An 18521-nucleotide genomic window follows, 5' to 3' on the forward strand; every position below is an offset into this window, starting at 1 on the left:
AATAATATTAGCTGGATAGTTAGAGAGAATCTTATGATAAATTTTATAGTTCTTAGTTCAATGTTTTGTTAAAAAACGATGAGTTTTTTAGTGATTTATTTTTGCTGATAAGACGTATTTAGTGGTATTGGAAGATTTAAGTGTTAAAAAAAATAAGTCAGTTTTGTTTTTTTTAGCATTGAGTTAAAAAAACAATTGTTTTGATGTTTAGTTATTGTTGTTTTATTTGATTGTATGTATTTTTTAATTGTTAATATTTTAAATATTAATTAATATATTGTGAATGCAATTGGTTAGTATTGTTAATAATGGGTATTCTAGTTAGGTTATCTAATTACTTTTTTAGATTTGTGAACTAACTAATTCAATTTAATAATGATTTCTAAGTTAAGATGGACTTTAGCTCTTGTAGCAGGGCTAGCTGTGCAAACTTCTTTTGCACAAGAAAAGACTCTATCTGGAGTAGTATCAGAAGGAGGACTTCCATTACCAGGTGTAAGCGTGGTAATCAAGGGGACTAACGAGGGTACTCAAACAGATCTAGATGGAAACTACTCTCTTAAGGTAAAACCTGGAGATGTATTGGTATATTCTTTCATCGGAATGAACGATAAAGAATATAAAGTGTCTACAGCAAATAACTATAATGTTTCTTTAGAATCGGAAGATTCTGTGCTAGAAGAAGTAGTAGTATTAGCTTATGGGCAGGTTAAAACTAAGAATGAAGTAACAGGTAATGCTGTAGCTATTAAAGGTGATGCTGTTGCAGCCACTCCATTGGCTTCTGCTGACCAAGCTTTACAAGGACGTGTGGCAGGTTTACAAATGTCTGCTTCATCTGGTTCTCCTGGAGCTAAACAAAATATTCGTATTCGTGGACGTAACTCTATGACTGCTACTAATGAGCCGTTATACGTTATCGATGGTGTACCTATGTATGATGGTGATTTCTCTGGAGGAAATCAAGGATCAGACTCACCTTCTACATCATTATCATTATTAGCAACAATTAACCCAGCAGATATTGAGTCTATGACTGTATTAAAAGATGCTGGTGCGACTGCAGTATATGGTGCTCGTGGTACAAATGGGGTAATCTTGATTACTACTAAAAGAGGTAAATCAGGAGCTACTAAATATAATTTAAGTGCGCGTGTAGGATTCCAAAATAACGCTGTTAGAGGACCTAAATTATTATCATCTAATCAGAAAGAAGAGCTTTATTTAGATGGGTTATATAATACTTTTGGTGCTGCAAATGGGTTCACTCGTGCAGAAGCTGGAGCTTGGGCATTAACACAACCTAAACATGCTAATGCAGGTGGTTACAGTAATTGGATTGCTGCAGGCCGTCCTGATAATGATTGGGGTGAATATGTTAAGAATGCAGATGCACCTTTAACTAGTATCAACTTTTCTGCTACAGGTGGTGGTGAGCGTAACAATTTCTACGCATCTATGTCACATGACAAAATGGAGAGTACTGTTATCGGATCTGATTTTAGACGTATCGGAGCTTCTTTAAGCTTTATGCAAAAATTAAGTGATAAAATCGAATTTAATACTAGTATTAAAGTTACAAATACTAAACAAAATGGTATTTCTGAAGGGGGATCATATTTCTCGAATCCTAACTATATTAAGTTAGTTATGAATCCATGGAACCCATTGTATAACGAAGATGGTAGTTACTATCTACCACCATCAGGATATCACAATGTTGTATATACTACAAAGCATAATCAAAATTTGAATGATGTTACTCGTGTAATTAATTCTAATTCTATTAGTTATGCTATTACTGATAACTTGAAGTTTACTTCTTCTATGGGTATTGATTATACATTAGCAGATTATTCTGAGTATAGAAACCCTATTCATGGTGATGGTAGAACTTATGATGGTACTGCTGCTAAATATGTTAGAAGAAACTTTAGTTATGTAGCTCAAAACGGATTAGACTATAGATTCTATTTAGGAGAGAACCATAAGTTCGATGCTAAAGTATTAGTAGAATATCAAAAATCTAAACGTAGCTTCTTACAAGGAACGGGACAAATCATCTTAGATGGATTCAATTCTTTAGCTGCTGCGGCTGCTAATAGAGATGCTGGATATGATTTCTTAGATGATTCTAACTTAGGATATGTAGGTATCTTAAACTATAACTATCAAAATAGATTCTTAGTAGATGTAACAGGAAGACGCGAAGGTTCTTCTAAATTTACAGATAGAATAGGTTACTTCTATTCAGTTGGTGGTGCATGGAATATGCATATGGAAGAGTGGATGCAAAATCAACAAACTATTTCGACATTACGTCTTAGAGGATCTTATGGTACGAATGGTAACTCTCAGATTAATCCTAATCAATATGTACGTCGTGCTGATATCGTATCTTATGATGGAGAGGCAGCACTTATTCCAACTCAGATTGGAGGACCAATTGGATGGGAGAAACAACAAAAAATGGACTTTGGTTTTACTTTAGGGTTATTTAATGAGCGTATTACATTAGGAGCTGCTTATTTTGACAGTAAAACAAGTGACTTACTATACAATAGATCTCTTTCTAAAATGTCTGGTTTCACTAGCCAAATGATGAATATGGGAGCTATGAATAACCGTGGTATTGAAGTAGAGTTCAATGGGGAAGTTGTTAGATCTGATGATTTTAATGTTTCTGTTGGTTTTAACTTTGGTACAGTTCGTAATAGAATTACTGAGATGCCTGTTGTTGATGGAAAAGAGTTGGAGGTTTATAAATCTTATAATGCTGATGTAGCTGGACATGAAGTAGGTGAGTGGTATATGCCAACATGGGCTGGAGTTGATCCTGCTACAGGACAACCTATGTGGTTTGATAAAGACGGTAATGCTACTTCTGATTATTCTAAAGCAGAACATAGATTCCAAGGAGCGAGTGCTTTACCAAAATATACTGGAGGTGCTAACTTACACGTAGATTATAAAGGATTCTTCTTAGATGGTATGTTTACTTTCGCTGGAGGACATAAAGTATATGAGCAGTATGCATTTAAAACAGCTGGTACTACAAGTGCTTTAGTTTCTTCAAATGCTTCTGTAGAGATGTTAGATAGATGGCAAAAGCCAGGTGATATTACTAACGTGCCAATCGTAGAGTACACTGCTACTGGAGGTAACAAGAGTTTCACAAGTCCATCTACTAGATTCTTACACGATGGAGATTATATTAGATTGCGTAATGTTACTTTAGGATATAATTTCAATTCTGAATTTACAAGAGCTTTGAAAGTTGATGGTTTAAGTTTCTCAGTTATTGGAACGAACTTATGGACATGGGTTAAAGACAAAGGATTAAAATATGATCCAGAGGTTGACCCTTCAGGTTACGTTAGTGTAGCTACTCCGCCTGTAAAATCAGTAGTATTCTCTGTAAATGTTAAGTTTTAAAAAGTTATGAAAAAAATTATATTTTCAATATTATCTGTAGTTCTTTTATCTGCTGGAATGACTAGTTGTTCAGATGATAGATTAGACGCTACATTAGAAGGTGCTCGAGATATCGAATCTAAGCCACTAGTATCTGCTACTGACTTAAGAGCGGCAGTATCTGGGGCGTATTATAGAATGGTAAATTATAATTACTACGGACGTGATATGGTTATCTTCAGTGAAGTACGTGGAGATAATGCATATGCGGCGGCTGGTTTTTCTAACCGTTTTCAAAATGTATCTAGTTTTACTTTGACTCCTACTCATGCTTTTCCATCAGATACATGGAAGAAGATTTATGAGGTAATTAGTTCTGCTAACTTAGCTATAGGTTCTAATATTACAATAGGTGATAAAACTGATATTAATCAAGGAAAAGCTGAAGCTTTAGCAATAAGAGCATTAGCTCATTTTGATCTATTGCGTTTATTTGGACAACAAAATGTTGACAATGCAGGATTAGCAGGATTAGGAGTACCTTATATTACGCAGTTTGGTGAATTAGATGCTAAAAATTACAAAAGACTTTCTGTTAGAGAAGTTAGAGATCTTATTTATAGAGATTTAGATGAGGCTTTGACTTTAGTGAACAAGATTGAAACTAAGAAAACACGTTTCAATGCACAATCAATTAATGGTGTGAAATCAAGAGTGGCATTGTTTTTTGGAGCATTTGATAGTGCAGATTATAACATTGCAATGGAAAGTGCTGAGAAAGCATTGAGTTTAGGTGGTGCTGTTGTTCAAAGAAGTGCATATGTTGCTTCATTTAGAGCTGAAGAACCACAAAGTAACTCTATATTAGAATTAGCACAAGATAATATCAATAATCAAGGTATTAATGGATTATCATATATCTATTCTTATTTAGGATATGGAGATGTAGTAGGTATAGAAGAGAACTTAAAAGCTCTTTTTACAGACAAAACAGATATCCGTTCATCTGAAGAGATGCAAGGTGTAAATATGGTGAAAGGTGCACCTGAGTACTACCGTAACTTTGGTAAGTATACAGCTGTTAGCTCTAACATCAAGGTTATGCGTTATGAGGAGTTAATTTATAACTACGCGGAGGCTGCAGTTCGTACAAAATCAAATGTTACAAGAGCTTTAGAATTAGTTAATAAGGTGGCTGAAGAAAGATATGAAGGTAACCCTAAGGCTAAATTTACTTCTTTAACGTTAGAAACTGTATTAGCAGAGAGACGTAAAGAATTAGTATTTGAAGGATTCCGTTTCGACGATCAAATGCGTAATAAAGAGAATTTAGGTGCTACGCCTCAATCTAAGGATGGAATTAAATATGGTGATGCTAAGTTAGCATTCCCTATACCTCGTAGTGAGATCAATGATAGTAAAATCGATCAAAACAAAGGTTACTAGTTTTTTAGTAATGTTTAATATAAAGGCTTTCGCAGATGCGAAAGCCTTTTTTGTTGTAAAATAATTTGTTATTACTATCTGTGAATAAAAGAGAATATAATTTAGTTAGTATAGGCTGTATATTTGACTATTTGAATGATTTGACAGGTAAGAAGAGTTCTTTTATGTATGAATATTCAAGCGGTAATGTAGTTAAGGCATCTAGTAGTGATAAAGTTTATACTTATGACTATGATAACCGTGGTAATCTGACTTCAGTATCGGACGATACAGGTGAATTATTTACCTATACTTATGGTGCAGGATATAATCCATTTGTACACAGTGAGTATAATTTGACATTTGAGTATTTTCCCGGTGGTGATCTAATCCGTTTTGTTCAAAGTTCTAAGAACAATATAGAGACAGCTACTAATAAAAAGACAGGAGAGATATATACATTTAAAACGACTGCCTCTCATGAATTTGGGTATCCTACTAGTATAGAAGTTAAAGGAAAAGATACTTCTAAATTGTTTAAGTTTGATTATGTTATTATTAGAGAGCCAGAGAAATAATCCTATGTAGTATCTAAAATAAAAAAACCTATAAGAATTTCTTATAGGTTTTTTTTATGAAAAAAATTAAGATATAATTATTCGTATTTTACGATGAATTTATAAGTTTAAAATATTTATAAGTTTATTTTTTTGTTAATTATATAAGTTATGTTTTTATTTTTTGTGTTTTAGTTATCTATTATTTTTTACTACAAATATGTTTTACTGTTGTTTCTTAATATTATTGTAAAATAATTCAAATATTTTGTTAGATTTGTTTCACTAACTAATCAATGTTATTAATGAAGAAATCTAGACTTAATTGGTTTTATGCTAGTTTGCTATTACTTTCGGTAAGCGCAGGTTATGCACAAGACAAGAAGCTTACGGGAGTTGTAAGCGAGGGAGGAACTCCTCTTCCAGGGGTTTCTGTTACAATCCAAGGTACTAACCATGGGACACAAACAGATTTGGATGGTAATTATTCTTTGAATGTAAAACCAGGAGATGTATTAGTCTTTAGTTTTATTGGTATGCAAGACACCACTTATAAAGTAGGTAATGCAAATACTTACAATGTAAATCTATCTACAGATGAGAACATCCTAGACGAGGTTATAGTTGTGGGGTATGGAACTGCAACTAAAGAGTCATTTTCAGGTTCAGCATCTCAAATTAGTTCTGCTCAAATTGAGAAAAAAAGTGTTTCTAATGCTGTAGCCGCATTGGCCGGAGAAGCTGCAGGTGTACGTATTATAAATCCAACTGGACAACCGGGGGCAGAGCCAACTGTACGTATTCGTGGTTTTGGTTCTGTTAATGGTAACCGTAGCCCATTGTATATTGTAGACGGCGTACCTTATAGTGGTAGTATTAGTTCTATTAATCCAGCAGATATTGGTTCAATGACTGTGCTTAAGGATGCTACTGCAACTGCAATTTACGGTTCTCGAGGAGCTAACGGGGTAATCATAATAAATACAAGAACTGGGAAAGGCTCGAAATCTTTTATAGAGGTTGAAGCAAAAACTGGTGTTAACTGGAGAGCTCTACCTAAATATGATAAGATTGAATCCCCTGAAACCTATATAGAGTATTCTTACGAAGCATTGAAAAATTATGGTAAAATTAAAGGTAATTTTTCTGATGCTGATGCTACTTTATGGGCGAATAAGAATTTATTTCTAGCTGATTATGGTATTCGTCCAAATTATAATATGTGGAATGTTGCTAATGGAGGAGAGTTAATTGATCCGACTACTGGTAAAGTTCGCCCAGGTGTGACGAGAAAATACACTCCTGAAAAATGGGATGATTATGCATTTCAGTCTTCTAGACGTATAGAGGGAAATTTAAATATGGGTGGATCAAGTGATAAGACATCATATTTTAGCTCTATTGGATATTTAAAAGATGAAGGATATTCAGTGAAATCTGATTATGAAAGATTAACTGCTAGATTAAACTTGCAACATAAGCCAAAAGAATGGTTAGATGCAAAAATGAATATTGGTTATACTCATTCTCAAAGTAATAACAGTGGGCAAGCTAGTGATTCTGGAAGCGTGTTTTGGTTCACAGATAATATACCATCAATCTATCCATTGTTTTTAAGAGATTCAGAAGGAAATTATGTTAAAGATATTTATGGTGGGAATCAGTACGACTATGGTGCTGGTAGAGGATTTGGTGCATTAACCAACTCTCTTGGAGATGTTCATTATGGCTTAAATAGAAGTATTCGTGATGAGATAAATGCAAACGCATCATTTGTTGTTGATTTATATGATGGTTTAACCTTTGAGACAACTATTGGAGGTCAGTATTACAATAATACGAATAATCAAAGAAGTGACCGTTTTTATGGATCAGCTGTTGCGATGAAAGGGTCTATTTATAAAGTAAAAAGTGAGGTTTTTTCTTATAACTGGACTAAGATGTTAAGGTATAAAAATGTTTTTGGAGAACACGGACTTGAGGCTTTAGCTGCACATGAGAATTATTCATATGAGTATAGATATAATACGATGAATAAGAGTGGCCTTGCAGATCCGAATGGTACAGAATTAAATAATGCAAGTACTACGATCAATGCTACAGGGTATATTAGTGATTATACTTTAGAAAGTTATTTTGGACAAGTAAATTATGATTATGCAAATAAGTATTATTTAACTGGGTCTATTAGACGAGATGGGTCTTCTAGATTTAAAGAAAATAAATGGGGAACATTTGCTTCTGTAGGTCTTTCTTGGGTAGCTTCAAAGGAAAACTTTATGTTAAATCAAGACTTATTCAGTTATTTAAAGTTTAAAACAAGTTATGGTACTGTTGGTGATCAAGCTGTAGGTAGCTACTATCCAGGGGAAAATATGTGGCAAGTAGATAGTTATGGAGGTGCTTTAGCAATCTATGAAACGAGTATTGGAAATCCTCTTTTGACTTGGGAAAAAAGTAAAATGTTTCAGGTAGGAGTAGAGTTCAGTCTTAAACAATTTTTAGATGTAAATATTGATTATTATATAAAAAATACTGATGATCTAATCTTTACACGTGCTGTTGGACCTTCTGCAGGATATGCTTCAATGACGGTAAATGACGGTAAGTTATTAAATAAGGGATTAGAATTCAATGTTACTGGTCATTTGTTAAAAACTAAAGATGCTTATATCGATTTATCTATCAACGGAGAGTATTTAAAAAATGAATTAAAGAGAATGCCAATAGATCCATCTACAGGTAAGGAGAAGGTTCTTGATGTAAGTGGTATTTATGGAAGAGCTAAAGGACATTCTTTAGGAGATTTCTATATGAGAGAGTGGGCAGGAGTTAATTCAGAAACGGGACAAGCTCAATGGTATACCTATACCTATATGGGGGATGATGGTAAAAAGAAGCATGTAGGGTCAATGGTAGATTTTTTAGAAAGTAATCCTGAAATGAAAGGGAAATTAACAAAAGAAACTACAACAACTTATTCTAATGCTACTTTACAACATACTGGTAAGTCTGCAATACCTAAACTTAGAGGAGGTGTTAATTTAAGTGCAGGGTACAAAGGATGGGATTTAAGCGTTCAGATGTTGTATAGTCTAGGAGGATATGCGTATGACAGTGCTTATGCTCAATTGATGGGTAATGATAAAATAGGTAGTAATAATTGGCACAATGATATTGCTAACCGCTGGCAAAAGCCAGGAGATATCACAGATGTTCCAAGATTATCTAGTGAGGCTGATACAAATGTAAATTCAACATCTACAAGGTTTTTAGTTAAAAGTGATTACTTAGCGATAAATAATATCAGATTAGGTTATACACTACCTAAAACATATGTAAAACAATTAGGATTAGCGGATTTAAGTTTCTTTGTTTCAGGTGATAATTTATTCTTGTTTACAAAACGTGATGGATTTAATCCTGCAGCCTCAGAGTTTGGTTCTTCTTCTATGTACCAATATCCTCCATTGACAACATTCACAGGAGGTGTTAAAGTTAAATTTTAAGTATTAAATTGAAGATAATGAAGACAAAAATAATGATAGCACTTAGTGCAAGTATGCTTTTAGGAGCTTGTTCTAAAGATTTTTTAGAGACATCAAGTACTTCTACTCTCTCTAAGTCAGATATAGATAAAATTTCAGAAAACTCTCCTCATTTAGGTGAAGCAACGTTAAATGGATTGTATGCTTATAACGTACGTGCTGGTGGAGGTGGAACTACAGGACATGATGATTTCGGACAAAAGGGGTATGATGTATATATGGATATTCTAAGTGGCGATATGAATCAAAATCAAAATGGCTACGGTTGGTATAGAGAAATAGGGAATTTTAGTGGTTTGATAAACTTTGCTAGTCAACCGAATTATAAAGGATGGCGTTTTTATTATTATATGATTCGTGGAGCTAATAATATTATTGTTAGTTACAATGGAAAAACTAGTTTGAATGATAGTGAAAAGAAAGTATTAGCTGAGTCTAAAGCTCTTCGTGCATATATGTATTATAACTTGGTTATGATGTATACAAAGGGATATGATGCTAATGAAAAATTATTGCCAGTTTATACAGATCCTTCATTAGCAAATAAACCTGCAAAACAAACACAAGAAGTTTTTGAGCTTATGATTGCAGATTTAAAAGAATCATTATCGTTATATGAGGAGGCTAATTTCACGAAGGGACCGAATATAAATTATTATGTGGCTAAAGCATTTCTAGCTTATGTCTATGCAGCTAAGGGAACAACTGATGCTTTACAAGAAGCAGCCATATTAAGTGAATCTATTATCAATGAAGGAGGATATCCTTTAGCTACTAAAGAAGTATTATTAGGAGGGTTTAATAAAGCTGTAAGTAATCCAAACTGGATGTGGTCAGCTACATTGACACTAGACAATAAATTGAATCTTATTTCTTGGTATGGACAAATAGATGTATTTACTTATGGTTATGCCGGTCTTGGAGATACTAAAGGAATGGCATTTGAATTATATAATGCTATTCCAGTAAATGATGTAAGAAAGAATCAATATGTTGTGAATACGGTTACTGATGATAAAGGAACTTCTAGGGATTATGGAACTAAAGCTGTTATTGCAGCAAATAAATTTTATTCAGCAAAAGGAAAGATTTTAGATGGACAACGCTACATAGAGTCTGATTATGTGTTTATGCGAATAGAAGAAATGTATTTATTAAATGCAGAAGTAAATGCTAGGCTTGGTAATGAAGCTAATGCTAAGCAAGTTTTAAAAGATTTGTTATCTATTCGTCTTGATGATACTTCACATGTTGATAATTTATCAGGTAAAACATTAATTGATGAGATTTTATTCCAAACTCGTATAGAGCTATGGGGTGAAGGTAAAGCTTATGCTGCTATAAAGAGAAATAAAGGAGTATTCCAATATGCTTCTAATCATTTGGCCAATCCAAGTGGTAGATTTCAGTATAATGATGATCGTTTAACTTTTAAGGTTCCGCAAGCCGAATTATTAAACAATACTGTTTATAATGATTAATTAAAATTAGATTTCTAATTTTTCTTTAGAATTGTATTAAAGCCCATCCAAATTTTGGATGGGCTTTTTTATTTGAATTCTATTACAAATACTTTATAGTTCTTTGTTTATGTTAATTTAATGTTAAGTACTGTGTTTAGATTTGTCATACTAACTAATCAATGTTTTTATGAAGAAATTTAGACTTAATTGGTTTTATGCTAGTTTACTATTACTTTCAGTAAGTGTAGGACACGCACAAAACAAAACACTTACAGGGAAAGTGAGTGATGGAGGAACGCCTCTTCCTGGTGTTTCGGTTACTATAAAAGGAACACAACATGGGATACAAACTGATTTGGATGGTAAGTACTCTTTAAATGTTAAGCAAGGAGATGTGCTTGTATTTAGTTTTATTGGTATGCAAGAAGTTACTTATGAAGTGGGTGCTCATACTATGTATAATGTCAATTTATTGGCTGAGGATAATCAGTTGGCGGAAGTTATTGTGACAGCTTATGGAGAAAATAAAGCTAGAAATGAGGTTACAGGTAATGTAGTATCAGTTAAGGGAGACGTTATTTCTAGTGTGCCAGTGGCATCTGTTGATCAAGCTTTGCAAGGTCGTGTAGCAGGATTACAAATGGCAGCTACTTCGGGATCACCTGGTGCTATGCAAGATATTCGTATACGTGGACGTAATTCATTGTCTGCTAATAATGAACCATTATTTGTAGTAGATGGAGTGCCTCTTACAAGTGGCGATATCTCTGGTAGTAAGACTGAAGTAGGTAATAGTTCTACATCAATTTCGTCTATATCTGGTATTAATAGCGAAGATATCGAAAGTATTAGTGTGCTAAAAGATGCTGGAGCAACTGCTGCATATGGTGCAAGAGGTGGAAATGGTGTTATTTTGATAACCACTAAACGTGGGAAAAAAGGAAAACCTAGTTTTGACTTTAAAGCTACAGTAGGTTTTCAAGATTTTGCTGTAAAAGGCCCTAAGTTTTTGAATGGGGAACAGAAAAAAGAACTTTGGTTAGAAGCTATTTATAATACGGATGGAAAGGCGAATGGGTTTACAAAAGATGGTACTTATGATTGGTATGTTCAAACCCGAGAAGGTTCACAAAGTCAATTAAAAAATTGGGTAGACAATGGTTCTGTCAATAATGATTGGAGAAATGCTGTATTAAATAAACACGCTTTTATGAGTTCCGTAGCGTTAAGTGTAACTGGTGGTGATGATAAAGGAACTTATTTTGCCAGTGTTGGACATGAGAAGTATGATGGTGTGGTGATAGGAACTGACTTTAGAAAGGTAACAGGTTCTTTTAATATGAGTCGCAACCTGTCAGATAGGTTTGATATAAAAATCGGAGCGAATGTATCTAATATTAAGCAAAATGCAATTTTAGAAGGAGGAGCATACTTTTCTAATCCGAATTTAACAGGTATGTTTATGAGTCCATGGGTAGCTATTTATAATGAGGATGGTAGTTTAAATACTAATATTGGTGGACTTCATAACTCTTTGTATACTGTTAAAAATGATTTTACTGAAAATGACATTTCTAGGGTTATTTCGAACAACTCTCTAGGATTTAAGATTATAGATGATTTAAAGTTTGAATCTACCTTGGGTTTAGATTATATCTTAGCTAATTATAAAGAATATAAAAATCCTAATCATGGAGATGGTGTTGGTGTAAATGGTTATGCTCAAAATGCAGTAAATCAGCGTTTTAATTATGTTTGGCAAAACTCTTTTAATTATAAGTTTTATTTAGGAGATGGACACCGTTTTAATACTCGTGCTATTATGGAGTTCCAAAAAAATAAATCAAATCTATTAAATGGTTATGGAGAAGTGATACCTCCTGGAATGACAGGTTTAGGAACGGCAGCAGCTAATTTTCACACTAGTGCAGAATATATTGATTGGTCGCAGTTAGGTTTTTTAGGATTAATGAATTATAGTTATGAAAATAGATATCTTCTTGACCTTACTTTACGTAGAGAAGGTTCGTCAAGGTTCTCAGATGACAATCGTTGGGGGACTTTCTATGCTATCGGTGGTGCTTGGAACCTGAGTTCTGAAAGCTTTCTAAAAGATATAAAGAATATTAATTTACTTAGACTGAGAGGGTCTTATGGAACTACAGGGAATTCTGAAATTGAAGCAAATAGATATGTGCAGCTTGTAGGTACAGGATATTATAATAATGAGTCGGCTTTAGTTTCAACTCAGTTTGGAGGCCCATTAGGCTGGGAGAAACAAACTAAAGTAGATTTCGGTATCGAGTTTGGTTTGTTTAATAATCGAATTTCAGGTAGCGTAGCTTATTTTGAAAGTAAAAGTAAGGATTTATTATATAGAAGACCTTTATCATTGACTTCAGGTTTTGAATTTCAATGGATGAATATGGGGGATCTTAAAAATAGTGGTTTTGAGTTTGAAATAAATTTTGACGTGATAAGAAAAGATAATTTTAATTGGTCAATAGGTGCAAATTTAGGAACTGTTAAAAACGAAATGGTTAATATGCCAATAGTGGATGGCAAACCATTAGAGGTTTTGGGGAGTTTTAAGGGGACAGTAAATGGTAAAGCCTTAGAGACATGGAGGCTAAGAGAGTTTGCAGGTGTTGATAGTCAAACAGGTTTGGCACAGTGGTATAAAGAAGATGGAACTAAAACTACTTCGTATAATCAAGCTGAAATTCGCTTCCAAAACACAAGTGCATTACCAAAATTTACAGGAGGTGTTAATACTAGGCTAGAGTATAAAGGGGCTTATATTGATGCATTATTCTCTTTTGCAGGGGGGTATAGTGTATATGATTATTGGGCAGGTTATACTAATGGAGTAAATTCAAGAACATTAAACACATATAATGGAACTACGGAATTATTGGATAGATGGCAGAAACCAGGTGACGTTACTGATGTACCAAAGTTAACAAAAGGTGGTGGAGGAAGCTATACTTCTGCAAGTACTCGTTTTCTTTATAAAGGAGATCATATACGATTAAAGCAGTTAACTGTTGGGTATAGTTTGAACAAGAAAGATGTTAAATTTATCGGCGTAGATGCAGTAAATTTATCTTTAACAGCACGTAATCCATTAACATGGGTTAAAGATAGCAGATTAAAGTGGGATCCAGAAGTGAAAGCAGATGGTTATATTGAGATGGCAACACCACCTTTAAAAACTTTTATATTTACATTAAATGTTAAATTCTAGATAGTATGAAAAAGAAATTTAGTATTTTCCTGATAGTAGGAATGATAACTTTGACGGGTGGTGTGCTTAATTCATGCTCCATAGAACCTAGTCAATCAAATTATAAAGACAACACAAAAGATCCTATTAAAAACAAGTATGACATGTTGGCTAGTTTAAATGGATCTTATGCAAGAATGACTTCTGCAAGTTATTATGGAAGAGATATTATTGCTTTTTCTGAATGTAGGTCGTCTTATATGTACTCAGATGATAGAACTGGTCGATTTGGAGTAGTATCAGCTTTTTCTTTGAATCCAACGTTTGCCTATCCAAGAGATACTTGGAAGCAAATTTATATGGTAATATCTAATACAAATAGAATTTTAGAAGCTCAAGTAGAGGATTCTCCTGAAGTGAAAAATTATCGAGGACAAGCTTATGTGATTAGAGCATTAGCACACTATGACTTATTGCGTTTGTATGGAGAGCAATATGTGGATGGTAAAGGCTTGAATGCTTTAGGTGTTCCATATAAGACAAGCTTTAAAGATATTGATGAAATATTATCACGTCCAAATGTTGGAGAAAACATGAATGCCATTTTTGCTGATTTGAATCAAGGTATTGATTTGCTTAAAGATGCAAAACTTGGTAATGGCGACAAACATCGTATAAATTTAGCGAGTGCTTATGGGATTAAATCAAGAATAGCATTGTTTTTTGGTAAATATGATAAAAGTAAATATGATATTGTGATAGAGAGTTCTTTGTTAGCTATTAACAGTTCTAATGTTAAAGTAATGTCTCGAAGTAGTTTTTTAGATGCTTATAAAGGAGATGGAATTATGTCAAATTCTTTGTTTGAATTAACTCAAAGTGGTACTGATAACAAAGGTAATAATAGCCTGTATAACATTTATGTGAAGAAACCTGATACAGGAGAAGGTTATGGAGATTTAGTATGGATAGAAGCAACAAAAGAAAATATCTTTCCAACAAAAAAGAATAATGTTCGCATAGATGATATTAGAAGTGCTGTAGTTGATACTTTAAAAAAGAATGATGTGTATCGAAATATTGGCAAATATACGAGTCGTAGTTCTAATATTAGAATGTTACGTATAGAGGAAATTATGCTTAATTATGTTGAAGCGGCGCTTTATGGAGCATCAAATGCAGATATGGCTAAGGCTTTAGATTTTTTCAATCAAATTGTAGAAGAGCGCGTGCTTGAAGGAGGAATTCCTAAAGTTTATTCTACCCTTTCTATATCTGAATATAAGGATGAGAGAGTAAAAGAGTTAATGTTTGAAGGGTTCGCTTATGAAGATATTATGCGTTGGGAAACTAAAGTTAATAATCCAAAATTGTCAGAAAATCCTGATATTCCAGTAAAAACAATTCAGTTTGGTGATAAGCTGACAGTTTTTCCTATACCACAATCAGAGATAAATGTTAGTAAGGTAGAACAGAATCAGGCTTATAAATAGAAGATTAAGAGTCTTGTTTAAAAGAAAAGGTTACTATGTTAGATAGTAGCCTTTTTGTTTTAATGTTAAAAATGTTTTTGTTTTTAATTTAATGTTTATTTGTTTTTGGATTATGTTTTCTTTTTGTTGTTTTTTTTTGATAAAAAACACAAGTTTGGATGATTTAATAATGTAGGTTGTAATTTTTTTATTTAAAAATAATTAAAGAAAACTTAACATGTTTAAAATCTTTTGTTAGATTTGTGATACTAACTAATCAATAATTAAAATGAAATCAAAGTTTAAATGGATCTTAGTAGGGTCTCTTGCTTTTTTGGTGCAAGTAGGTTTTGCTCAGGAAAAGACTTTTAATGGGATTGTAAGCGAAGGTGGGCTTCCTCTTCCAGGTGTTTCCGTTACGATTTCTGGTACTTCAGAAGGTACTCAGACTGACCTTGACGGAAAGTATTCATTAAAAGTTAAAAAGGGAGATGTAATTATTTTCTCTTTTGTAGGAATGAAAGACATTAAACACACTGTAGGTGGTGAAGCTGTTTACAATGTGACTATGGCGAGCGATGAAGAAATGCTTGACGAAGTGGTAGTAACAGCTTTAGGTATTAAGCGTGACAAGAAAAAGTTAGGTTATTCTTCACAAGAAGTTAAAGGTGATAACTTATCTGGATCAGGTCAGACAAATGCTGTTAATGCACTTTCAGGAAATGTTGCTGGTCTTCAAGTGACTTCTCCTTCTTCTATGGGTGGTTCTGCGCGTATCGTATTGCGTGGAGTGAAGTCTGTTACGGGGAATAATCAACCGTTAATTGTTGTGGATGGAGTGCCATTGGATAATAGTAACTTTGCTGATAGCAATATGCAACGTGGAGCTGGAGGTCGTGATTACGGAGATACTTCTGCCGACATTAATCCAGATGATATTGAATCTGTAACAGTATTAAAAGGAGGGCCTGCTTCTGCACTTTATGGTAATAGAGGAGGTAATGGTGTAATTATATATACTACTAAGTCTGCTAAAAATGGACGTACTGATATCGAGTTTAATACTGGATTGAGTTTTGAGAGCATTAATATTATGCCGAAACTTCAGACCTTGTATGGAGGGGGGTCTGCTAGTAAATTACCTACTGCTGTTATAGGTGGTAAAACGTATAACATTGCGGAGTATAAAGTAGATGAAAGTTGGGGACCTAAATTTGATGGTACACCATATTTACCATGGTATGCGTTCGATCCTGAGTTTGCTGATGATTATATGAAAGAAGTGCCTTGGCAAAAAGCTAAAAATGACGTTAAATCATTCTTCGATACTGGAATTACACATAGTCAATCTGTTTCTGTTGGAAAATCGTTTAAAGAGAGTAATGTAAGGATGTCTTTTAGTAACAATGTTACAGAAGGAGTAGTTCCAAACTCTAAATTGCAACGTAACAATTTTTCGGTTAATGCTTCTACGCAGTTGACAGATAAATTAAAGGCAGAGACTAACTTTAATTACGTTTATACAAAAGGATTTAATCGCCCTGAGGTAGGATATGGTGATAATTCTGTTGCACAAAAGTTCTTTCAATGGGGACAACGTCAAGTTGATTTTAAGAAATTAAAAGATTATAAACTTGCTAATGGAGATCAACGTTCTTGGAATAGAAATGCTTGGGATGATGGTACTCCTGCTTATTCTGATAATCCTTATTGGGTTGTTAATGAAAATACATCTCAAGATGTTCGTAATAGAATGTATGGGAATGTGAAGTTAACATATAATATTACAGATAAAATTTATGCTGTAGGTACTGTATATGGTGATCGTTATAGTTTTACAGTGGAGGAGCGTGTTGCTAAAGGATCCCAAGCTACGTCTAAGTATAGTATTATGAAACGTGATGTGTCAGAGTACAATTACGAAGGGCGTGTGCATTATGATGATCACTTTGGAGATTTTGGACTTAACGCTTTTGTAGGTGTTAATAGAAGTGAAAAGCGCAGAGACTATGTTTATGGTACTACTGTTGGTGGGTTAGACTTACCTAATCTTTATAACTTAAGTAATAGTGTTTCTGATGCGAAAGCAAGTAATGAGAAATTTCATTCAAGAACGAATAGTGTTTTTGGGTCTGTTAGTTTGAATTATAAGGAATTTTTATTCTTAGAGGGAACTATGCGTACGGATTGGTTTTCAACTGTTAAAAAATCAGTTACGTATCCTTCTGTAACAGGAACATTTATTTTCTCACAATTATTGCCAGAAGTTGACTGGTTATCATTTGGTAAAGTTCGTTTAGGATGGGCGCAAGTTGGAAATGATACAGAAGCTTATAGAACAGCAGATTATTATAATTTAGATGGACCATTTAACGGAAGTCCTACTTATTCATTAAGTGCAACTGCAAATAATCCTGATTTAAAACCAGAGATGATGACTACTAAAGAAATTGGATTAGAAGCTGGTTTCTTAAATAATAGAGTAGGGTTTGAGGTTTCATATTATCAAATTGACACAAAGGATTTGATTACTCGTGTTCAGTATGATGCAGCTAGTGGATTTGCTTATCAATGGCAGAATGCTGGAGATATGAAAAACAAAGGTATTGAAGCTACAGTGAATTTAGCGCCTGTACGTACTGATGACTTCTCATGGGATATTACTTGGAACTTCTCTAAGAATAAAAATGAGTTGACTCGTTTAGCGGATGGTGTTAAATCTGTAGAAATCACACGTGCTCCATTCCAAGTTTCATTACAAGGACAAGTGGGAGAAACTTATGGTCAAATTTATGGAACTGATTTTGTCTATGATGATCATGGAAATAAAGTTGTAGGTGCAGATGGTCTGTATCAAAAAACAGGTATTCAGGCATTAGGTTCTTATTTACCAGACTATAATATGGGACTTAGAAATAGTTTTAAGTATAAAAACTTTAGCTTAGGCGTGTTAATCGATATGCAAAAAGGAGGTAAATACTTCTCTACTTCACATATGTTTGGTATGTATACTGGTATGTTAGACAAGTCTGCAGAAAATGGTGTACGTGAAAATGGAATTATTCTTGATGGGGTTAAAGAAGATGGGACTAAAAATGATAAAGTAGTTTCTGGGCAGAAGTGGGCACAAAGCCACTATGGCGGTGTTGATGCACAAAACGTTTTTAACTCTGATTATATAAAATTACGCGAGATTTCTTTAGGATATGATTTGCCTACTAAATGGATAGGACCTTTCAAAGGGATTACTATCTCAGCTTATGGGCGTAACTTGTTTACATGGAACTTAGACTGGAAAGGAATGGATCCAGAAATGGCTTCTTACGGAAGTGGAAATATTCAAGCTATTGAAGGGGCTTCATTGCCTTCTACAAGAACTTATGGTATGAATGTTAAATTTAAATTCTAGAAACTCA

General features: G+C 33.7%; 8 protein-coding genes. All 8 read left to right on the forward strand.

Annotated elements, in window-relative coordinates; genetic code table 11:
* Nucleotides 1-375 precede the first annotated feature (375 nt).
* Nucleotides 376-3435, forward strand: coding sequence for a SusC/RagA family TonB-linked outer membrane protein (locus MODO_RS07155; protein WP_006259625.1), 3060 nt, complete (start codon nt 376-378; stop codon nt 3433-3435).
* A gap of 6 nt (nt 3436-3441) precedes the next feature.
* On the forward strand, nt 3442-4860 hold the full coding sequence (locus MODO_RS07160; protein WP_006259624.1) for a RagB/SusD family nutrient uptake outer membrane protein: 1419 nt from the start codon (nt 3442-3444) through the stop codon (nt 4858-4860).
* 80 nt (nt 4861-4940) lie between these two features.
* Complete coding sequence (locus tag MODO_RS07165; RefSeq protein WP_230486182.1) at nt 4941-5417, forward strand: sugar-binding protein; 477 nt, start codon at nt 4941-4943, stop codon at nt 5415-5417.
* Nucleotides 5418-5701: 284 nt separating this feature from the next.
* Nucleotides 5702-8905: a SusC/RagA family TonB-linked outer membrane protein gene (locus MODO_RS07170; protein ID WP_006259622.1), complete on the forward strand. Its 3204-nt coding sequence runs from the start codon at nt 5702-5704 to the stop codon at nt 8903-8905.
* 17 nt (nt 8906-8922) lie between these two features.
* Nucleotides 8923-10425, forward strand: a complete 1503-nt coding sequence (locus MODO_RS07175; protein WP_006259621.1) for a RagB/SusD family nutrient uptake outer membrane protein — start codon at nt 8923-8925, stop codon at nt 10423-10425.
* A 169-nt stretch (nt 10426-10594) separates the two neighbouring features.
* The gene (locus MODO_RS07180) at nt 10595-13654 is read left to right on the forward strand and encodes a SusC/RagA family TonB-linked outer membrane protein (protein WP_006259620.1); all 3060 of its coding nucleotides are present in this window, start codon (nt 10595-10597) and stop codon (nt 13652-13654) included.
* Nucleotides 13655-13659: 5 nt separating this feature from the next.
* Entirely contained in the window at nt 13660-15126 is a 1467-nt protein-coding gene (locus tag MODO_RS07185) for a RagB/SusD family nutrient uptake outer membrane protein (protein ID WP_006259619.1), read from the forward strand.
* 268 nt (nt 15127-15394) lie between these two features.
* Entirely contained in the window at nt 15395-18514 is a 3120-nt protein-coding gene (locus MODO_RS07190) for a SusC/RagA family TonB-linked outer membrane protein (RefSeq protein ID WP_006259618.1), read from the forward strand.
* Nucleotides 18515-18521 lie beyond the last annotated feature (7 nt).

It is taken from the genome of Myroides odoratimimus (assembly GCF_001485415.1).
Taxonomy (GTDB): domain Bacteria; phylum Bacteroidota; class Bacteroidia; order Flavobacteriales; family Flavobacteriaceae; genus Flavobacterium; species Flavobacterium odoratimimum.